The 19,488-nt window shown below is 67.9% G+C and carries 21 protein-coding genes; 6 read left to right on the top strand and 15 right to left on the bottom strand.

Features of this window, described 5'->3' with window-relative positions; translation table 11 throughout:
* The first annotated feature begins 26 nt into the window (after window positions 1-26).
* From LRG07_RS01780 to LRG07_RS01765, 4 genes are read left to right on the top strand one after another with little or no spacing between them, the layout of a single operon-like run.
* Entirely contained in the window at window positions 27-1,241 is a 1,215-nt protein-coding gene (locus tag LRG07_RS01780) for an ABC transporter permease (protein ID WP_238641631.1), read from the top strand.
* A 12-nt stretch (window positions 1,242-1,253) separates the two neighbouring features.
* Window positions 1,254-1,538 carry a hypothetical protein gene (locus tag LRG07_RS01775; RefSeq protein WP_238632995.1) on the top strand — a complete coding sequence of 95 codons (285 nt, stop codon included), beginning with the start codon at window positions 1,254-1,256 and terminating at the stop codon, window positions 1,536-1,538.
* On the top strand, window positions 1,535-2,692 hold the full coding sequence (locus LRG07_RS01770; protein WP_238641630.1) for a beta-ketoacyl synthase N-terminal-like domain-containing protein: 1,158 nt from the start codon (window positions 1,535-1,537) through the stop codon (window positions 2,690-2,692). Before LRG07_RS01775 ends, LRG07_RS01770 begins: the two co-directional genes overlap by 4 nt.
* Window positions 2,682-3,578, top strand: a complete 897-nt coding sequence (locus LRG07_RS01765) for a hypothetical protein (protein ID WP_238641629.1) — start codon at window positions 2,682-2,684, stop codon at window positions 3,576-3,578. Before LRG07_RS01770 ends, LRG07_RS01765 begins: the two co-directional genes overlap by 11 nt.
* On the opposite strand, the gene LRG07_RS01760 is transcribed toward LRG07_RS01765, so the two are convergent.
* Complete coding sequence (locus tag LRG07_RS01760) at window positions 3,547-4,674, bottom strand: BtrH N-terminal domain-containing protein (RefSeq protein ID WP_255773082.1); 1,128 nt, start codon at window positions 4,672-4,674, stop codon at window positions 3,547-3,549. The two genes, LRG07_RS01765 and LRG07_RS01760, sit on opposite strands and share 32 nt — an antisense overlap.
* A gap of 105 nt (window positions 4,675-4,779) precedes the next feature.
* Between LRG07_RS01760 and LRG07_RS01755 the strand changes: the two genes are divergently transcribed.
* The gene (locus LRG07_RS01755; protein ID WP_238641627.1) at window positions 4,780-5,181 is read left to right on the top strand and encodes a hypothetical protein; all 402 of its coding nucleotides are present in this window, start codon (window positions 4,780-4,782) and stop codon (window positions 5,179-5,181) included.
* Window positions 5,182-5,212: 31 nt separating this feature from the next.
* On the opposite strand, the gene fabG is transcribed toward LRG07_RS01755, so the two are convergent.
* The 8 genes from fabG to LRG07_RS01715 all read right to left on the bottom strand — a co-directional run bounded on the left by fabG (window position 5,213) and on the right by LRG07_RS01715 (window position 13,411).
* Window positions 5,213-5,938: a 3-oxoacyl-ACP reductase FabG gene (gene fabG / locus LRG07_RS01750; RefSeq protein ID WP_238641626.1), complete on the bottom strand. Its 726-nt coding sequence runs from the start codon at window positions 5,936-5,938 to the stop codon at window positions 5,213-5,215.
* Entirely contained in the window at window positions 5,935-6,729 is a 795-nt protein-coding gene (locus tag LRG07_RS01745) for a beta-ketoacyl synthase chain length factor (protein ID WP_238641625.1), read from the bottom strand. Before LRG07_RS01745 ends, fabG begins: the two co-directional genes overlap by 4 nt.
* Window positions 6,729-7,904 carry a beta-ketoacyl-ACP synthase gene (locus LRG07_RS01740; protein WP_238641624.1) on the bottom strand — a complete coding sequence of 392 codons (1,176 nt, stop codon included), beginning with the start codon at window positions 7,902-7,904 and terminating at the stop codon, window positions 6,729-6,731. The genes LRG07_RS01745 and LRG07_RS01740 overlap by 1 nt, the downstream gene beginning before the upstream one ends.
* Window positions 7,886-10,198, bottom strand: coding sequence for an MMPL family transporter (locus LRG07_RS01735; protein ID WP_238641623.1), 2,313 nt, complete (start codon window positions 10,196-10,198; stop codon window positions 7,886-7,888). The genes LRG07_RS01740 and LRG07_RS01735 overlap by 19 nt, the downstream gene beginning before the upstream one ends.
* Window positions 10,195-10,815, bottom strand: a complete 621-nt coding sequence (locus LRG07_RS01730) for a LolA-related protein (RefSeq protein WP_238641622.1) — start codon at window positions 10,813-10,815, stop codon at window positions 10,195-10,197. Before LRG07_RS01730 ends, LRG07_RS01735 begins: the two co-directional genes overlap by 4 nt.
* Entirely contained in the window at window positions 10,815-11,627 is an 813-nt protein-coding gene (locus LRG07_RS01725; RefSeq protein ID WP_238641621.1) for a class I SAM-dependent methyltransferase, read from the bottom strand. Before LRG07_RS01725 ends, LRG07_RS01730 begins: the two co-directional genes overlap by 1 nt.
* Window positions 11,628-11,642: 15 nt before the next feature.
* Window positions 11,643-12,275 carry a hypothetical protein gene (locus LRG07_RS01720; RefSeq protein WP_238641620.1) on the bottom strand — a complete coding sequence of 211 codons (633 nt, stop codon included), beginning with the start codon at window positions 12,273-12,275 and terminating at the stop codon, window positions 11,643-11,645.
* A 143-nt stretch (window positions 12,276-12,418) separates the two neighbouring features.
* Window positions 12,419-13,411, bottom strand: a complete 993-nt coding sequence (locus LRG07_RS01715) for a hypothetical protein (protein WP_238641619.1) — start codon at window positions 13,409-13,411, stop codon at window positions 12,419-12,421.
* A gap of 127 nt (window positions 13,412-13,538) precedes the next feature.
* Here LRG07_RS01715 and LRG07_RS01710 point away from each other — a divergent pair, with 127 nt between their 5' ends.
* Window positions 13,539-14,882 carry an AMP-binding protein gene (locus tag LRG07_RS01710; protein WP_238633008.1) on the top strand — a complete coding sequence of 448 codons (1,344 nt, stop codon included), beginning with the start codon at window positions 13,539-13,541 and terminating at the stop codon, window positions 14,880-14,882.
* Window positions 14,883-14,898: 16 nt separating this feature from the next.
* Here LRG07_RS01710 and LRG07_RS01705 read toward each other — a convergent pair whose 3' ends face one another.
* Genes LRG07_RS01705 through LRG07_RS01680 form a run of 6 tightly spaced genes read right to left on the bottom strand, consistent with a single transcriptional unit; the run spans window position 14,899 to window position 19,487 of the window.
* Window positions 14,899-16,296 carry an alpha/beta fold hydrolase gene (locus LRG07_RS01705; RefSeq protein WP_238641618.1) on the bottom strand — a complete coding sequence of 466 codons (1,398 nt, stop codon included), beginning with the start codon at window positions 16,294-16,296 and terminating at the stop codon, window positions 14,899-14,901.
* Between the two features lie 34 nt (window positions 16,297-16,330).
* Entirely contained in the window at window positions 16,331-17,023 is a 693-nt protein-coding gene (locus LRG07_RS01700) for a YdcF family protein (RefSeq protein WP_238633010.1), read from the bottom strand.
* Window positions 17,024-17,026: 3 nt separating this feature from the next.
* On the bottom strand, window positions 17,027-17,752 hold the full coding sequence (locus LRG07_RS01695) for a glycosyltransferase family 2 protein (RefSeq protein WP_238633011.1): 726 nt from the start codon (window positions 17,750-17,752) through the stop codon (window positions 17,027-17,029).
* Between the two features lie 22 nt (window positions 17,753-17,774).
* Entirely contained in the window at window positions 17,775-18,221 is a 447-nt protein-coding gene (locus tag LRG07_RS01690) for a hypothetical protein (protein WP_238641617.1), read from the bottom strand.
* Window positions 18,214-19,137, bottom strand: a complete 924-nt coding sequence (locus tag LRG07_RS01685; RefSeq protein ID WP_238641616.1) for a lipid A biosynthesis acyltransferase — start codon at window positions 19,135-19,137, stop codon at window positions 18,214-18,216. The genes LRG07_RS01690 and LRG07_RS01685 overlap by 8 nt, the downstream gene beginning before the upstream one ends.
* Window positions 19,134-19,487 carry a hypothetical protein gene (locus LRG07_RS01680; RefSeq protein ID WP_238641615.1) on the bottom strand — a complete coding sequence of 118 codons (354 nt, stop codon included), beginning with the start codon at window positions 19,485-19,487 and terminating at the stop codon, window positions 19,134-19,136. Before LRG07_RS01680 ends, LRG07_RS01685 begins: the two co-directional genes overlap by 4 nt.
* Window position 19,488 lies beyond the last annotated feature (1 nt).

The raw sequence follows: 19,488 nt of genomic DNA, 5'->3' as shown, positions 1-19,488 counted from the left end.
GATCGGTCGATGTAGAGGGGGTTTCGATGCAGCAATTGCCGGCGCTGATCCGCAAGGAGATCATCCTGCTGACCCGGGATTGGCAGGGGCTGCTGCTTCTGTTCGTCATGCCGGTGGTCTTTATCCTGATCATGTCCCTCGCGATGCAGGGAGCTTACGAGCTAGGCGGCGAGCGCAGCGAACGGGTCGCCATCGTGGATGAGGATGACAGCTACGCCTCCCGTCAGCTGGTCTCCGGTCTGGCGGGGCGGCTCCAGGGCGTGGAAGTGCTTGCCCCCGAGGCGTCCATGACGCCGGCGGCGTTGCGCGAGGGTATCCGGGATGGGCACTACCGCATCGCCATCTACATCCCGGACAGCTTTGAAGACGCCCTGCTCCGCGAGCGATCCGCCCCGGCAAGCCGCGAGGTGGCCATCTACCACGCCCCGGAGCTCCCCGCGCCCGTGCGGGAACTCTTTACCGCCAGCCTGGAGGGGGGACTGGTGCAGGCCGTCCTGCTCGCCGAACTTGAGGGTGCCCGGGCGCTGTGGGGCGGTTTCGATGCTCAGCAGCTGCTCGACGACCTGCCGGTGACCGCCTCCCTGGAACCGGTCTACAGAGGAGGTGGGGAAACCCACGCGGTGCCGAACGCCGTGCAGCAGAGTGTCCCCGCCTGGCTGGTCTTTGCCATGTTTTTCGTGGTCGTTCCCCTGTCGGCCAGTCTTCTGGTCGAGCGCGGGCAGGGGGCGGCCTGGAGGTTGCGCCAGCTTAACGTCTCCCCGGGGGTGGTCCTCGGAGCGCGGTTCCCCGTGTATTACGGGGTCAACCTGTTGCAGCTCGTTCTGATGCTTGGCGTCGGCGTTGTTTTGGTGCCCTGGCTCGGTGGTGAGCGGCTGGATACCGGGGACGATCTGCTCGGGCTCTGGCTCATCGGTTCGGGTACGAGCATCGCAGCGATTGGCTTCGCGATGCTGGTGGCCAGCCTGGCGCGTACTGTGATTCAGGCCACTCTCATCGGTGGGGTAATGGTGCTGATCATGGCGGCCGTCGGCGGGGTGATGGTGCCCAAGGCAGTGATGCCCCCTGGGATGCAGGAGCTTGCGCACGTCTCGCCCATGTCCTGGGCACTGGAGGGATTCTGGGATATGGTCCTGCGCTATCAGGACTGGCGGGCTGTGATCCCGGAGATGGGGATGCTGGCCGCATTCGGGGTGCTTTGTTGGTCAGGTGCGGCGCTTCTATACAATAGGCATATGGGGTAATGGATCCGTTCGATGGATGCAGAAGAGTCGGCGACACCCTCTAGAGAGGATCTGAAGGCCCTCATTCTGGAGGCAACCGGGAAGGATGCGCCGCCGGGGGGGATCCCCGACGACCAGCCCCTGTTCGGGGGCGGGACGCCGCTGGAACTGGATTCCCTGGATGGGCTCCAGATCAGTATGGCGTTGCAGCGCCGATGGGGTATTCGGGTCAACGATCCCAAGGAGCTCCGGAGGGTGCTGGAATCCGTTGCCACTCTGGAGGCGTTTATCCGCGAGCAGCTCCGGGCGTCTTCATGAGCGCGGCCACCGGGGCCGTGATACGCGGGTACGATGTGATCAGTGCCGCGGGCATCGGTCGGCGAGAGCATGCCGCAGCCCTCGGTGCAGGGCGGGTGTCGCCGGGGGAGGTGACGCTCGCTGATGGCTCCGCCGTTCGGCCCTTGCCCTATCAGCGTATTCCGCAGGCCCGTCACGGTGCACTCGACGAGCTGGGATGGCTGGAGTTTGCCGCGTCACGGGCGCTGGCCGATGCCGGCCTCGGTGGTGAAGGGTTGGCGGCGTGTGGCCTGTTTGTCGGAAGCTCCGGGTCGAAACTCCCGGAGACGGAGCGGCAGTGGCTGGCCGAGTGCTCGGATCCGGATTTTCTGCCCATCGACGACGCGCGCGGTCACGGCGATCTCGCGGATCGCCTCGCCGGCCGTCTGGGTCTTGGCGGCCCCCGCTACTCCTTCGGTACGGCGTGTTCATCCAGTGCCAATGCCCTGCTTTACGGGATGCGGGCCGTCGCTCAGGGGCGTCTTGGAGCGGCTCTGATCGTCGGCTTCGATTTCTTCAACTTCCTCACCTTGCGCGGGTTCGAGTCGTTGATGCTTCTCGACCCTGAGCGTGCACGGCCTTTCGACGCCAGGCGGCAGGGGCTGGTCCTCGGAGAAGGGGTCGCTGCGCTAGTGTTGACTCCGTCCGGTTCGGCCGAGTTCGCCGGATGGCGATTGCTCGGCGGAGCCTCGATCGGGGATACGCAGAACCCCACGCAGACTTCGGCCGATGAGGTGGCAAGGGTCGTGCGGCGGGCGCTGAAAGCGGTCCGGGTGGAGCCGGGGGATCTTGCGGGTGTCAAAGCGCATGGCACAGCCACCCCGGGGAATGACCGGGCCGAGGGGAGCGGCCTGGTGCGCGCACTGGGTGGGTGCCCCGCCCCGGTGAGCAGCCTCAAGGGAAGCCTCGGGCATACCCTCGGGGCGTGCGGCGCCGTCGAGACCGCGGCCCTGATGGCGTGTATCGATGCTGGATTCTGGCCGGCCTGTGATGGATTCGAAATCCCTGATCCGGATTGCGGAATCCAGCCGGTCCGCGATGCGGTTTCACTTCAAACCGGTCTGTTCCTGCTGAACTTTTTCGGTTTCGGCGGCAATAACTGTGCGCTGCTGCTGGAGTGTCGGCATGAGGCTTGACTGGCCGATCCGCGCCAGCTGGGGATGTGAATGGGCCCAGGGCGAGCGCCCGCAGCCGCTCGATGGGCGGTTATCGGAGATCGGAGAGGTGCCGCAGCGGCGCGCCAACCGTTTGATGCAATTGGCGCACCTCGGGAGCGCGGGATGCGTTCGGCAGGCCGGCAGCCGGCCGCCGCAGGGGACGGGTGTGGTGCTCGGATCCCGCTACGGCAACCTGGCGGATACCATCCGTCTCTCCGCCGGCGTGCTGATGGAGCAGCAGCCACCTATGCCGTTCGACTTCATCAACGTCTCGACGAACCTGGCGGGGTTTCATACGGCCCGTGCCGTGGGCGCCGAGCATGGGCCCAATCTCATGGTGGCGCACGAGCAGCACGCACTGGTGGCTGCCCTGGAAATCGCCGCCCTCGAGGTCGAGCGCGCCTGGCTGGTGGGGGTGGTCGAGGAGGGGGTGTGGCCGCTGGCCGAGCAGCGTCGCCGCCTGGGCCTGGAGGGGTGTGCTACGCCCGCCGAGGCGACCTACTGGTTTTGGATGGACTCTTGCTGCAAGGATCCGGTCGGCTGGCTGCGGGCGCTGCAAAGGATGCCGGATCGCCAGGCGCTGGCGGACGCCTGCAGACAGGCGCTGGCGGATGCCCCCGGGCCCGTGGCAGTGGCCTCGGCCTCGGATGGTGCACCTGCGGGGCTCCTGCCGACATCGTTGCGGCGCCGACTGACTCCGTGGAGTGCACCGGCCGCGGGCTGGCATGCGGCGAGCCTGGGGCGCGTGGTGGAACGCTTTCTGGCGGCAGGGACGTGCCCCCGTCTCGTGGTCCTCGAGGAGGATCCGGTGACCGGGCACTATCTCGTGCTGATTATCGACCGGACCGGCGTGCCCACTGCTTGAGTTCGTCGACCGCCGCAGCTTCCGCGTCGGCGCACTGCTCCAGGCGGGCCGCAACGTCTGTCAGGGAAGCGCCGTGGCGGTCCTGGCAGAAATGGGCGGCAGACAACGCGAAGTCCCGCCAGCGATCGCCAACCTCGATCATACGCCCGGCGATGCGCTCGAGCCCCTCATCCTGAAGATGCTCCGCCGCCTCCTGGAGGAACGAAGCGTACATAAAGCGGAAGCCGCCGCCTCCGGTGCCGATCTCCTCCTGCATGCGGATGATCTGCCCGACATAGAGGCGCTGTCCGCCGATATCCGGCCGGCGTTGCGGAAGTTGGCGGATGCGGCGGGCGAGCAGGCGCACAGCCCGGAGGCCCACCCACGGCACCGGGGCCTGTCCGTGCAGCCGGATGGTCGTCCGGATCGCTGCCGGGATGGCTTGCGCAACGGGACGGGAACGTTCCACGGACTCGACCCAGTACATCAGACCCCGGGGGGCGAAGGCCCCGCGCACGAATCGAGCCTGCTCCAGGCTGGCACCGTCGCAGCGTTGCGGGGTTTCGAAGACCGGGTCGCTGACCCGATAGGACCCGTCCGTGTCCCGCCCGACTACGACGAGATTGTGGGCGTTGAAGTGGAAACGCATCTCCGGCGGGAAATAGGGAAGCCAGAACACCGACGCCTGGATTCCCACTGGCGTGCCCTGGCTTAGCGCTGTATCGAGGGCCTCACGCGCTTTGTCGGGATCGCGGAAGCGGCGTCGGCCGAGGCGAACGGACAGGCGCCGCTCCAACTGCCGGAGGACATGCCCCGGCAGGGCGCGGTAGGCCGTTAGCGGCTGGCCACCGATCCGTATGAACGGGAAATGCGCAAAGATCAGCGACGAGGAGAGGCCAAAGGCCATGGGTTCGGTCAGCGGCAGTCCGTGATGGGTGAGCAAGTTGGCCGCAACCCCGCTTTCGCAATGGCCGGAGTGTCGGTGTTGCCAGCCCGGGACATGGAGTGCCTCGAGCGGGTCTCGTGCGGTGGAGGGCTGTGCTGTCACTCGCTGCTGCTTCCATTGACGTGAGTGGGCCGCAAAGGGTTCGCATTCGCGCGGGCGTGAGGTTAGCATTGAAAGTCCCGGCAATGCTCGGTCCTGACGCGTTCTGATGCAGCCGAGTAGGGGGTGCGGTGATCTGATTTCATGGCAGACGCAGGATTCAGGGAGGGGCCGTAAATGCTGCATACAAGGATGCATTCAGGTGGGGTACTGGCTGCGGTGCTGTTGGTCGGGTTGCTTCTGGCAGCTTGTGCACGAACCGCGGCGCTGGAGGAGCCTACGGGGGTGCCCATCGAGGGTGACTGGAGCCTGGAGGAGATCGCCGACGTCATCCGCGATGCAGGCCGGGAGCGTGGCTGGGCGATTCGTGAAGAGGCCGACGGGCACATGGTTGGTGTGCTCAACGTCCGGGACCACCGTGCGGAGGTGGACATCCACTTCGACGAGACCAGCCTGGACATTGAGTATCGGGACTCCGTGAATCTGCGTTACGACGAGGAGCGGCAGACGATTCACCGGAATTACAATCGGTGGGTCGATCATCTGGAACAGGATCTGCGCGTCCGTCTCACCCGATAGGGGGCGATCTCCGCCCCCTATCGGGGCGGGATCAAGTCAGCCCGCCGTCGATCCCGATCACCTGGCCGTTGATGTAGCCCGCCGGCTCGGAAGCCAGAAAGCCGACCAGGGATGCGACCTCCCCGGGTGACCCCATGCGTCCGGCGGGTACCAGGCTGCCCACGTACTCCGCGCTGAACTGCTCGCGCGTCGCCTCGGACTCGATTACACCGGGTGCCACGGCGTTGGCAGTAATACCCCGGGGGCCCATCTCCTTGGCCAGCGATTTGATTGCGCCGTGCAAACCGGCCTTGGCTGCGGCGTAGTTGGCCTGGCCGCGATTGCCGAGTACCCCGGACACCGAGGAGACGGCAATGATCCGGCCCCATCTTTGCCGCGCCATGGGCAGCAGCAATGGCTGGACGACATGGTGGAAACCGTTGAGCGAGATCTCGATCGGGGATCGCCACTGCTCGGCGTCCATGCCGGCCATCGGGGCGTCGGCGTAGCGCCCGGCATTGCTGACCACGATCTCGATGGGCCCCTCGCCGAGTATCTCCGATACGCCTTCGGCGGCGGCCCGCGGATCGGTTACATCGAACGTGACGGTGCTGCACCGGCCGCTGCCGTGGCGCCCCTGGATCGCCGCGACGGTTTCCTCCAGCGCGGCCCGGTTCCGATGGCCGTGCAGATAAACGAAATGACCTTCGGCAGCAAGGCGTTCGGCAATCGCTCTGCCGATGGCACCGCTGGCACCGGTGACCAGGGCTCTTCTCATGGTGCGGCTCCGATGGATAGATTCAGGGAATGGTCGCCCCAGGCCAGCTCGATGCCCCCCTTCGCGGCGGGGCCTCCGGCGAGCGCCTCGAGCAGGGGCAGGCTCCGCGCGGCTGGACTCTGGTGCCGGAGTGTTTCCAGCTCAGGGGTGCGACAACCTGTGGGTGCCCGTCGCGCACCGACGCTGAGCGTAACGGCTGCGCCCCGTTGCCCTGGCTGCCCCAGGAGCAGCGCCACGGAGAAGGAGAAAGGCAGCGGGCGGCTCTGCTCGAGCAGGGGTGGCGAGGCCTCCTCGTACGCCACAAGCAGGGCGTGCTCCTCCCCGGAGGCGAGGAAGGTCAAGGCCTCGACGAGCCCCGCCGCAAAGCTCTCCTCCCCGGCGGCAAGCGCCGTGGCCGGGCCGCGGCAGCCGCTGGCGATGGACCAGTAGCCTGCGGGCGCATTGTGGACGGAGTTCTGGAACTGATGCGGCGAGATCCACGGTGGGTCTTCCGCCAGTGTGCGCATGTTCTTCTCCAGCCCTTGGAGGTCGCTGTCCGCGGCGGCCCAGACGCTGGCCAGGTGCTCCGTGGCGTGGTTCGGAGCCGTGGAGAGCGCTTCACTGGCCGTGCTCAGGGCCAGATGGGTCGCTCGCGTGGCACGCCTCGCTTCCGTCCGCGGCAGGCCGGGAGCGTTCAGGCGGCCAACGGGCTCGTTCTGCCAGGGCCGGTCTCCGGCAAGGATCTCGCGGCTCGCCGGCCAGCCGGCGAGGCCGGGACCCAGCAGGCCGACCCCTTGGATGCTCGCTTCCATCACGGATACCCCAGGATCAGTGAGCAATTGTTGCCGCCGAACCCGAACGACTGACTCATGACCCGACGCAGCGGGTGGTGCGCGGGCTCGACCTGCAGTTTGGTGCGTAGCTCCGGATCCGGTTTGCGGGTGTTGAGCGTCCCCGGGATGAGCCCTTCCTCGAGGCAGAGGGCGCTGATCAGCGCCTCCACCATTCCGGCTGCCCCCAGGGTGTGGCCCGTCCATCCCTTGGTGGAGCTCGCCGGGATGTGATCGCCGAGTTCTGCCACAAGGGCCTGGTCCTCCATCCGGTCGTTGAGGGGGGTGGCCGTGCCGTGGAGGTTGATGTAGTCAATGGCGCCGCTACGGAGCCCGGCAGAGGCCAGGGCACGCCGGATGGCGAGTCGCGCACCCGCCCCCTCCGGGTGTGGGGTGGACAGATGGTGGGCGTCGGTGCTCTCGCCGTAACCGAGCAGTGCGGTGTCATCCGGGGTTTGCTGGCGGGGTTCCAGAAGCGCCAGGGCGCCTGCCTCACCCAGGCAGAGCCCGTCGCGTTCCGGATCGAAAGGCCGGCACAGCCCCTGGGAGGTGAGTTCAAGCGCGTTGAAGCCGTACAGCGTCGTCCGACACAGTGTATCAACGCCGCCGACCAGTGCTGCATCGCAGAGGCCGGCGTCAATGTGCCGCGCCGCGCTCGCCAGTGCTTTCGCGCTGGAGGAGCAAGCCGTCGAGATGGATTGCACCGGTCCCCGCAGCCCGCAACGGGTCCGGAGGTAGTCGGCCGTCGCCGACAACCGGTGGGTGGTGGCGAGGGTGAATGTCGCCGGCAACGGCTGACCGGCAGGAAGTGCCCGACAGGCGGCTTCAGTCTCGCGCATGCCGCCGGTGCTGGTGGCCAGGAACACGCCGATCCGCCCGGGGCCGTAATGGGCCACGGCCGCCTCCAGACGTTGCGCGAAGTCGTCCGTCCGCAGCGTCATCTCCGCCAGCCGGTTGTTGCGGCAGTCGTAAGCGGCGTGCTCGGCGGCCAACTCCACGCCCTCGAGGCCCTCCACGTGGCCGGCGTAGAGGGTCAGTCCGGCCTCGTCCACGGGTTTTAGACCGCCGCGCTGGTTACGCAACGCCTCGACGGTATTGTCGCGGCCGGCGCCCACGGCGGTTACCAGTGCCGAAGCGGTCAGGTATTTGACGGCCATGAGGACACACTCGGTTGTTCGGTTGTCGACGGGCGATTGGCAAAGAGTATGGCCAGCAGCCAGGCAAGTGTGGCGCCGCAGGCCACGGTCAGCCCCATCGCCTGGAGCAGCGGGATCTTCGCCGTGGCGAGGATGGTGAAAGCCACCACGGAGGAGACGGCGCAGACCGTCACTGACCCCATCCCGGACGGATCTCCGGGGCGGGCGAAGAGCCCATAGTCGATGCTGAGTCCGACCACCAGAAGCATGGCAATGATGTGGAACACGCCCAGGGGGATCCCGAGGAGACTCAGCAGCGCGATGGTGCCGCCGACCGCTGCGGCAGCACTCAGTGCCACCTCGAGCCCCCGCGCAGCGCTTCTCAGGCCCAGTAGCAGCACCATCACGATCAACCCCGCGCCGAGGCCGAAGTGTATCATCGCCTGGTGCTGGTAGTCTGTAGCAAGGGCGCTGGCCTGCCGGCGCAGGTCGATCAGCCGCCCCGTTGACAGATCCCGCTCGAGGCCAGCCGGGTCCTGAACGCCGCCCAGGTAGAGCAGGGCGCTCCACGACCCGTCCGGGTGCTGGTGCAATCGGGCCTGGACCCAGTCGCGGATCGGTCCCGGTTGCAGGTCATGCGGTTGCAGGGGGGGGAGTTCGCTGCTGTCCGACACCGCCTCAATGAACGGCGCAAACCCTTCGGCGCGGAGCCCCAGTTCGGCGGTCGCTTCGGTTACGGAGCGACGCAGCGCCTCAGGGTCCGGCAACGCTTCGGCGCGACGGCTCTGCGTCGCTGCACTGGGGAGGATCTGTGTGGGTGCATCAAAGCGCTCCAGCCGCCCCCTTGCAACCTGTTCATCGAGCTCATCGGCGGCTTTCTCGCTAGCCTGCAACGCCTCCTCGCGGCTCGCCGCATGCACCACGACCAGATAACGAGGTTCCGCCAGGCCGATGGCAGAGCGCAATGTGCCGTCGCGCTCGGCCAGATCCTGGGGCACCGGGGATGCACCCGCCAGGTCGGTTTCGAAACGGGCCAGGGTAAGTGCGCTCGCCACGCCTGCGCTCACCAGCAGCCAGGCCAGCACGACGGTTGCGGTCCGGGGAACGCGCGGGAGGCGCCCCAGCGAGCGGCGCCACCGCCAGAGATGCCGGGCTGGCGGTATGGGAGCGTGCTGCAGTGCCGGCAGGACCCACGAGGTGGTCGCCGCCGCGGCCAAGAGGCCGGTTACCGAGAAGAGCGCCAGCTGCTGTAGGCCGACGACCCCAGCAAGGGCGAGGGCGGTAAACCCGAGCGCCGTGGACAGTGCCCCCACCAGCAAGCGCCGCCGGACGGCGGATGCGGCGGTTTTGCCGTCCCGGTCCCGGCTGTGCCAGAGGTGGTGGAGCGGGTAATCCAGCGTGACCCCGAGGAGGGTGGCTCCGAAGGCCAAAGTGATACCGTGGACGCCGCCGAAAGCCAGGTGGACCGACGCCGCCCCGGTGGCGATACCGGTGAGCACCGGCAGCGCCGCGAGCAACACCGCGCGCAGCGACTGCAGGGCGAGCACCAGCACGGTCAGGGCGGCGAGGCCGGCCAGGGTGGAGATGCGCAGCACCTCGGCGCGGATGGTCTCCCGGGACTCGACGGCGATGGCCGGTGCACCGGTGATCGCCGCCCGGAGCGGAGGAGTGGCCGCGCCGGCCGTCTTCCGGATATGCTCGATGGCCGCCTGCTGGGCATCCAGATCCTCGCTGCTCGCCGCCGTCCAGGCGACGATAACGGCGTGTCCATCGGCGCTTCGCCACCCGTCGGTCGTCTGCGGTTCACGGCTGTCGCCCAGCCACTGGCCCAGGAGGTGGCGCTGCTCACCGGTGGGGTCGCGGGCCAGCCGCCAGGAGTCGCCGTACGCACCGCCCCTTTGGAGTTCCTCCGCCAGTGCTTCGAAGTGGTCACGCAGCCCTTCGGCTGTCAGGTCTTCGGGGCGCCAGCCATCACTGAGCAGGTAGCGGTAGGTATCGAGCTGCTCGCGTCCGGGGAGATGCCCTGGCTCCGGGCGGTGGGCGACGAGCCGGAAGGCGCCGCTGTGCTCCAGCTCCTGAACCAGCCGTTCCACCTCGGCGGGGCGTGCCGGATCACCGTCGGCGCGTCGCAGGGTGACCAGAAGCAGACGCCCGGTGGCACCGTGGTGGAGCTGCCCGGCGACCAGCGACTGCTCCGGATCCTTCGCGTCCGGGAGGAATGCGCCGAGGTCCACCGCCATCCGCGGCGGAATCAGTACGGCGGCGCAGATGGTCAGGCACAAGAGCCAGGCGGCGATCGGCCACCCTCGACTCATTCAAGCGCCTCGATCAGGCGCAGGCGGATCCGGCCCTGCCGTGGTGCGTCCAGCTCGATCTCGTCGATCCACGCCGCCTGACCGCTGAGGGTCAGGTGCAACGGGGCCTCGTCGGAGCGGCGGGAGCCGCCGCCCCGCCCCGGTGCGGTGCGGGGCGGGGCCTCTAGGGCCAACTGCCAGTCCTCTGCATCCCCGTCAAGCTCGACACGCTGGAAATGTGCTTTAAGCGCATCGGCATCGCCCCCGCCGATGGCGTCAAGCACCGCCATCAGGGGCTCTAGCCCCGGGACCTGGTTCAGCCGCGTGGTCCGCTCGCCACGCTGGTCACGCAAGTGCACCAGGTCGTCGGCGATGCGGATCTCCCGTTCCTCCCCGTCGGGGAGGCGCTCGGTCTTGCGCAGCTGCCCGGGGTGCTGGTAGTGGAGTTCTCCGCGGAGGTGGATCGGTTCCTCGGCGAGCGGGTCGTGGCGGGTCTCCTCGTAGCTTGCCGCCAGGCCGCCCTGCTCCGGGGCGAGTCGATCGAACAGCGCCGCCAGGGACAGCTCGCCAGCCAAGGCCGCGGTAGGGGCCGCGCTGCCGAGCAGGGCCGCCGCCATCCAGTACCACAGCCGCCGCATCACCCGGCCTCCGCTGTCTCCGGGCGCACCCCCGTGTACTCACTGAAGATGCCCATCACCACGTGGCGTCGAACCTCCCGGAAGCCGGCTGCCTCCATCGCCTGCTCGATGGTATCGGGCGGGACGCAGTGATCCACTGTGTCCCAGTAGTACTGCATCAGGGTCTGCGAGTCCTGCGAGCGGCGGAACCAGCCCGCCACCCGCGGCACCAGGTCGCGCAGATAGAGCCGCAGCAGCCGGTAGCCCAGCCAGGTTCGCGGCGGGGTGATCTCGAGGATTAGCACGCGACCGCTCGGCCCCAGCACCCGGAAGTACTCGTCGAAGGTGCTCCGCAGGTCGCCGACGTGGCGCAGGGCGTAGCCCATGGTCAGCATATCGAAACTATGCTCGGGGAAGGGCAGATCCTCGGCGGTGGCCTGCACGGTGCGCTGCACGCCGCGCCTCTCGGCGGCATCCAGCATACCGCGGCTCGGATCCAGTGCGACCACGCTGCCGGTCTCGCCCACCATCCCCTGGGCCGCCTTGGCGATCACGCCGGTGCCGGCGCCGGCATCGAGCAGGTGCATGCCGGCGCGCAGCCCGTGGCGCTGCAGGGCCCAGCGCCGGTACCAGCGGCCGCTGCCCAAGGACATGAAATCGGTGATCCAGTCGTAGTGCTCGGCCGTGGCGTCGAACATGGCATCGACCCACTGCTGCCGCTGTGCGGCATCGCCGTAGTAGTCCGACATGACCGGGTGGGGGGCGGTGCCCCCCACCCCGGTGTCGTCCCGCGTGAAGGTGGCCCGTTCGGGGTTGGTCGGTGCACGGTTCATCGCGGGGTGCGGTCCTTAAAAGAGCAGGGCGGTGTTGAAGGTCATGGTCTGGTGGTTGCCCGAGAAATCTCCGCCAATGCCCCCCCAGCCGTCTACGTCGTCGGAGCCGGCAAAGCCGTGGCTGCGCCAGGCAACCGACGGCGAGAGGATGACCCCACCGAGGTCGATGTTCACCCCGGTCGCCCCGCCGAGGGCGAACTCGAAGTAAGCCAGATCTTCCCCGTCAATCCAGTCGGTATCAGCGTCATAGTCGCCGCCGTAGAGGCCGACGCGGACCGACGGACCGGCCCACCAGCGCACGCGGTCGTTGCTGATGATCCGGAAACCGAAGATGTTGTCCACCTGGATGCCGCCTACATCGGCTTCTACGCCATTATCATCAAAGTCGAGGTTCTGCGAGGCCAGCCCGACGTTGAGGCGGTAGTTGAAGACCCGCGGACCCAGCGGGGCAGTGTCCAGGGCGTAGCCGAACGAGGCGAGGCCGGCGTCGATGTCCTCGCTATCATTGGCATCGTCCCACTCAAACTCGCCGGTTCCGCCACCGAACTCGAGGTAGATGCCGTTGCCGACACCGGCGGCGAACAGGGGGGCGGGAGCGAGTAGGGCGGCGGCGACGCCGGCGCAGAGCCATTGGTTGCGTCGATGCATGTGAACCTCCTTGGAAAGGGTTGTTGTGGTTGATTGCCGAGGCGGCACTAGTGGAAAGGGCGCCGGTCGGCATCATAGCGCGCCGCCGAGATCAGGTGTAGTCCTCCTGGGCCGGGCAAGGTGGGCCCCGGGGGCGCGAGGTGTCACCCTCGCTGGAAAGCCTCGATCTCCAGGGTCAGCTCGGCGCGGCAGATGTCGGCCCGCACGCCGAGCAAACGGGCGTCGGGCCACTCCCGCCGCAGGCGTGCCTCAACCCGCGGCCACTCCGTCGGGTCGCGGACATAGACGCGCAGGGCGCTGGCCAGGCCGAAGCGGGCCAGGCCGGGCCGGCCGAGACGCTGCGCCGCCTCACCCAGCAGGGCATGGAGGTTGAGCAGGGTCTCCTCGAGCTGGGCCGGGGTGTCGTGGGGGTGCCGCGTGGCATGACCGACGATGCTGGCCGTCCCCGACACGAACAGCCCCTGTTCGCCGCCGCGCATCGGGATCGCCAGGGCGCGCGCGAACGAGGGGCTGCGCGGCCCGTACTGGCGGGGGTAGCGGTAGGCGGCGACTTGGCGGGGGTTCTCCAGCGGTGTCCCCGGATTCCGGCCAGCCAGGCAGTGGACGAACAGGTGCCGGCCGGCGCTGCCCACGGCGGAGGCCGCGCACAGCTGGTCCTCGTCGATCCCCTCCCGCTCGAGCCCGCGGGCCCGCCCCAGGCAGAATCGGCGGTAGCGCTCAGCGTCGCCGCTGCCCTGGTTGATGGCCGGCACCACGTGCCAGGCGCGCAGCAGGTGGGGGTAGCCCAGATCGCGGGCGTGCTGGAGCAATTGTCGATAGGCCGCTTCGGCCGGCGGTGCCGGATCGGTCTCCGGCCCGCACGCGCGGGTCCAGCTGAGCATGAGCAGGTGGTCGTCGGCTACCCAGCCCGCCTCGCCGTCGCTTCCGTACCGGACGGATGCCCCGGCGCGCCACCCCTCGGCGGCCAGATCGCCGCCAAGCCAGGGCAGCTCCGTGGCCAGGGCCGGCGGCTGCGCCGTGGCGTCACCGGCGAAATCGAAACGGCCAAGCTCGCTGCGCGCATCCGAGCCCCCGGTTACGGTGAGCTGCGGCGAGCGACCCGCGGTCGGTGTCCAGTCATCGGCTTGAACCCGCATGGTGATGGGCGCTAACTTCCGTCGCCTGCGTTAACAGGGCCAAGGTTTTTTGGCTAGTCTTCAACCGAGACAGGATAACACTGAAGGCCCGCGCCGACGACGGCGGGGCCGTCGTGGATGGAGATCGATGACCCGACTGCCGCTGCTCGAACGGGGTCTGGATGAGGTTCTGGCACGCCGGGGCGGGGAGCCCGTGGCGGTCCGGAGCTTCCTGGGCGAGGTGGAACGGCTGGCAGCGGAGCTGCCGGCACGCCGCTATGCGGTCAACCTGTGCCGCGACCGGTATCGGTTCAGTGTCGCGTTTGCGGCCGTGATGCTAGCCGGGCAGACCAACCTGCTGCCCGCAAACCGTCTCGATACCACCATCCGGGAGGTTCTTAGCCGTTACCCGGATGCCTACGTGCTCAGCGACGACCCGGAGGACCGCGACTGGCCGGGGGCGGTTATCGTGGGGCCAGATCGGCAGACGCGGGCTGCCACCGCCATCCCGCAGCTGGATGCGCGTCACCTGGCGGCGGTGGTGTTCACCTCGGGCAGCACGGGGGCATCGAAGGCCGTCGAGAAGCCGTGGTCCACCTTCTATGAAAGTACTCGGATCAATGCCCGGGAAATGGGGCTGGTCGGGCGAGATGAGCCGATCAGCGTCATCGCCACGGTTCCGCCCCAGCATATGTATGGGCTGGAGACGTCGGTGCTGATGGCGCTTTTCGGTGACGTTGCCATCAGCAACGAGCGGCCGTTCATGCCCGCGGATGTGGCAAGCGCGTTGACTTCGGTACCCTCGCCGCGGGTGCTGGTCAGCACCCCGGCCCATCTGCGCGCCCTGGCCGATCCGCAGCTTACGTTGCCCGCCATTGAACGGATCTGGTCGGCCACGGCACCGCTGGACCCGCACTTGGCCGGCAGCATCGAGCGGCTGCATGGCACCCGGGTGGGCGAGATCTACGGCTGTTCCGAGCTCGGGAGCCTGGCCAGGCGGTTGCCGGCGCGGGATCCCACCTGGGCGTTGTTCCCTGAGTTCGAGTTGCACACCGAGCCCGCCGGGACGCGGGTGGGCGCAGCGCACCTGCCGTGCTCGTTCCTGCTGCAGGATCGGCTCGAGCTGGACGGCCCAGGGCGTTTCCGGATCATCGGGCGCGACGAGGATCTGGTTAACGTCGCCGGTAAGCGCGCGTCGCTCGCGGAGCTGAATCAGGCACTGCTGCGGACCCCGGGCGTGGAGGACGGTGTGCTGTTCGAGCCGCCCGAGGCCGAGGCGAATGGCGCGCAGCGCCTCGCTGCACTGGTGGTGGCGCCGGGGGTCGATGCCCCCGCGATTCGAAGGTCGCTGCGCCAGGAGATCGACGAGGCGTTCCTGCCGCGTCCGATCCGCCGCGTGGAGGCGCTGCCGCGCAACGAGACGGGTAAGTTGACGCGCCAGGCCCTGCTCGACCTGTTTGCCCGCTCGGCCTCCCCGGAGGAGAAGAGCTGAGCGCCCGGCGGCGTTCTCAGAGGGTCTCTCCCGGGGCGAGGGATCGCATCTCGTGCCGGTAGTGCCAGCCGCCGGCGCCGTGAATCGGCGTAACCGAGAAGATCACTTCGCTGTCTGGCCCTTCCCCGCCGCGCAGCGCTGCCGTGTCTCCTTTGAGTCGCGTCCCGGCGATATCCAGTTCACTGCCGCTGGCCTCGATGGCGACGTCACCGGTCAGGCTCCCGGCGGTGAGCATGACCTCGCTGTCCTCGGCGCGCAGCGCAGTGCTGCCGCCGTTAAGCTGCGGATTCGTCAGCGCGACCTGGGATCCGCGGATGTGCACCTCGCGCGCAGTGATGTCCTCCAGGGTGACCCGTTGGCAATTGTCGATCCGGATGGTGTCGTAGCGGCCAGCGATACGCTTACCGTGCTCGTCCTGACAACTGAACGTCGCCTCTCCGGGGGTGTTGTCCGGCGGCTCCCGCGGGGTTGAGCGACGGTCCTGCTTCAGGCGTCGCTGTACCGCCTTCAGGAAGGCCTCGGGAGCGTCGAGCATGGGTGCATGACCAGCCTCCGGGAAGACCTCCAGATCGCCGCCCGATGGCAGCCCGGCGAGCAACTGACCGGTTCGCACGGGCGTAATCCGATCACGCGCTCCCCAAAACACGCTGGTCGGGACCGCATGCTCGTGCAGCGTGCGGCTGAAGTCCGTCTCCACCAGGGCGAGGGCGGCAATGCGCGTGGGGTCACTGCGCAGGGCCACCCGGCGGCCGGGCGCCGAGAGTAGGATCTCACCGGCGTCCGGAATCTGCCTCATCAGTTGCCGGATCACCTGTCCGCCGGTACGGTCGAGCCAGCGGTCGGTACCCCAACCGTCGTTCTCACTCCACGGGGTGCGGGCCAGAAAACTGGTGTAGGCCGCCTTGTGCAGGATCCCGGCGGCACTGGAGATCAGCAGGTGCTCCACGTTGTCCGGGTGCCTGGCGGCGTAGCGCAGGGCGATGGCGCCGCCCAGGGAGTGGCCGAGCAGGAAGACCGGCGGGTCCGCTAGCTCCGAGATGACATGGTCGAGCACCCGGACGTACTGATCCGGCCCATACAGGTGATTACCCCGGGTGGAGGCGCCAAAACCTGGTAGATCGAAAGCGATCAGACGGTAATTCTGGCTGAGTCCTTCACTGATCTCCTTCCAGGCAGCCCCGCCGCGCTTATCAATGCCGTGCACGAGGACGAGGGTGGGCGCGTCCTCCGGGCCGCCCTGATAGGTCTGGAGTGTGCCGTCGAAGACGGGGTCCTCGATCGGCTGGCCCTTAAGACCCGGCAGGGTGAGGGGGTCGCCGGGCGCGTTTCGTGCGTCTGCCGGTGCGTTCAGCAGGAGAGCGACGGCAAGCACGCCGAGCAGGTCAATCAGTCCCCGCGGGATGTTTCTTGGCATCAGAGGCCTCCTCGTGTGCATCCCGGGCCGGTGATTACTCGTCCACCGGCTCACTGCGGCGGACGCGGTCAAGCATGGCCCGGTTCCGGGTTAGACGCGCGTAGAGGGCACCCGTCTCATACCAGTGCAGTAGGTAGGCCTCGGCCAGGAGTTTGCCCGGTGCGGTGTCCTGGCGGCCCCAGTGCGGTGCGGCAGGGCAGGGGGTTACCGGTAGTCCCAGATTGCGTGCCATCGCGCTGGCACGGGCCAGATGGTAGCGGTTCGTCACGATCAGGCAGCGCTGCTGCCCCGGGTACGGGCGGATCAACTCCCGGGCACGTTGAAAATTCTCCAATGTGTGGCGGGAATCCTCCTCCTGCACGATGCGCCAGGCGGGGATATGGTGCTGTCGGTGGAGGAATTCGGCGCCTGCCGCGGCCTCGGAGCGTTGCGCGGGGTCGGTGATGCCGCCGAGTAGCAGCAGGCGCGCCTCGGGGAACTGATTCGCCAGTCGTGCGGCCCGATCGAGACGCGTCTTGAAATCCGCCGACAGGGCGATCCCCTCACGGCTGTGGCCGGGAACGATGATCCAGGCGCAGCGATCCGGAAGCGCGGGGCGACCGCTCCCGATGATCAGGACGCGGATCAGCTGCACCACGAGCAACAGGCCGGCGGAGAGGAGCAGCAGGAGATTGGCGAGGGCGAAGGTCTGCAGGGCGCTGCGGTCCCACTCGACTCGGTGCGGCATCCTTCACCTCGGTTGTTGGCTCAGGCTGCGCAGCAGACCCGCCGGATTCAGCCCGCTGCGGACCAAGTGGCCGGCAACCATTCGGATGATGCGCAGGGTGTCGACCGCCGGCCGGTAGTGGCTCGGGCGTGCGTCGGCGCGATAGATTGCGCGGATGGGCACGGAGCGCACACTGTATCCCAGCTTCGCGGCGCGGATCAGGGCTTCGCTCTCGAACACGAAACTGCGGTGGGGGTCGCAGGGGAGATCCAGCTGGCGGAGCAGCGTGGCCGGATAGACCCGGAATCCGGATTGCGTATCCAGGATCGGGTAGCCAGCGGCCCAAGAGATCCAGAAGTTCGCATTGCGGTGGGCGAACAGGCGCAGCGGTGGAATCTGCTCGCGGTCCAGCACCCGTGCGGCCATGATCACGCTGCCCGGTTCCTCCCGGGCGGCGTCGAGCAGTCGGGGGAGTTCCGCGACCGGGTGCTGACCATCGGCGTCGAGGGTGACGACGGCGTCCGCGCCCCTGCGCAGGGCTTCCTGGAACCCTCGGTGCAGGCTCCAGGCCTTACCCTGGTTGCGGGGGTTGCGCAGGACGGTGACCGGCACGGAAGCGAGCGCCTCCGGTGTCCGGTCCGAGGAGCCGTCGTCCACCACGATGACCGGGCACTGGCGGGCCGTCTCCGCGGCGATCTCTGCGACGGTGTCGCCATCGTTGAATGCGGGTATCAGAGCGAAAAAGCGCATGGCTGCTGCTGCTCTCCCGGAGTCATGGTCTGCCGACCACGGTCGCCGTCCCGGTTGCCAGGCAGTGACCCTGAGTCTCGATGCGAAAATCGTAGATGAGACTGCCCATCTGGGCGAACTGCTGGGTGACCTCGATCTCCAGATCACCGGCGAGGTCGCTCAGGGTCGCCCGGGTGAAAATCAGGTCGCGGGCCCCGGCAAGCAGTCCCTGACCGAGCTGCTGACCTTGCCGTGCCGCGAGCAGGCCGCCGTGAATGGCCATGGCCTGAGCGCCGTACTCCAGAGCGTGCCAGATGCTTAGCCGACCGTCGCGCGCCAGTGGATGGTCCGCTTGCCGGTGCGACCAGCAGCGTGCCTGTAGTCTTGTCTCGTCCCAGGTCTCGACGCGGTCGATCAGGCACATGTCCCCGGCATGCGGCATCAGTCTCTCGAGGTCGGATCGCTCCAGCGGGAGGGGGTGATCAGTCATGGTCCAGCTCGTCGTTCCGCCAGTAGTCGTAGAAATTGAACCAGTTGTAGGGCGCATTGCGCGCATGCGCTTCGAGTCGATCCGCGTACCGCTGGATCACCCGCTGTACGGTTTCCGGCGCATCGATCCGGTCGACCTCGTCCTGCTCGACCAGCCATTCAAGGTGTATGTCGTACCGATTCCCGCCGCGATAGATGCCAAAAAACAGGATGATGGGTTTACGGGTCCGGGCAGCCAGGTGAAGCGGGCCCGTGGGCATGCGGGTGGGGTGGCCCATAAAGTGGCAGTTTACTGTACGCCGGCGCGAGGGATCGTCGGTTTGAAGCAGGCGGTCTCCGAGCAGCGCTACCGTGCCCCCGTCGTCCAGCCACTCCTTGGTGCGCAGCAGGGTCTGCGGTGTCCCCAGGGGGATAACGGTCTGCGCCATCTGCGGATTGAGCGCATCCAGCAGGCGCACGATCAGCTGCCCGGAGTCGTAATGCATCAGTACGCGCAGTCGCAGGTCGCCGTACTGCAGGCCAACGGCTCGCAGCGCATCAAAACTCCCGAAGTGGGCCCCAAGCATCAGCGCGCCGTGCCCGCCGTCCAGGTGGTCGCGTACACCGGGGTCTATGTGTAGGCGCAGATCGAATCGCTGGAGATCCCCCCGGGTAAAATAGACACGGTCCAGGATCACGGCGGCGAAGGTGTAGAAATGCCGAAAGACGTGGCCGAGGTGCGGTCGTTCAAAGCCCGCTCTGCGCAAAAACTGGCGTGAAGCCTGGCGGGCGTGCCCGGCAGTGAGCAGGAAATACAGGGTGATCGCCGGCAGCAGCGAGCGCGCAAAAGGGCGCCCGACGCGCAGTGCGATCCAGCGGATGGTACGCAGCGCCAGCGGGGATCCGCGCTCCTGCAGGTTTTGCCACTGCCCGGTCATGGGCGAGCGGGCGCCGCCTGGGAAGAGGGAGTGTCGGCTGCGGGATCGAGGTCGATCTGACCGTCGACGACCGCGTGCCCCTCCGCGAGGCAGCGAAAACGGATCTGGTTTCCCTTTCGCGCCCCGTGGATCTGAACTTCTTGGCCGGGGCGGACCATCGCCGAGAACTTCAGGCGGCGTATCCGGGCGGTGTGGAGTGGCCCGGTGCCGAATTCCGCCAGGTACGACATGGCGTGATCGATCAAGACCGAGCCGGGCACGATCGGTTCGCCCGGGAAGTGTCCCGGGAGCGACGGGTGCTCTGGCGGGATTGAGAACGTCCCGAGCAGTTGGAGATCAGCGGTTTGCAAG

Source organism: Halorhodospira sp. 9622 (assembly GCF_022228025.1).
GTDB lineage: Bacteria > Pseudomonadota > Gammaproteobacteria > Nitrococcales > Halorhodospiraceae > Halorhodospira > Halorhodospira halophila_A.
This window is presented reverse-complemented; position numbering and strand designations above follow the sequence as displayed.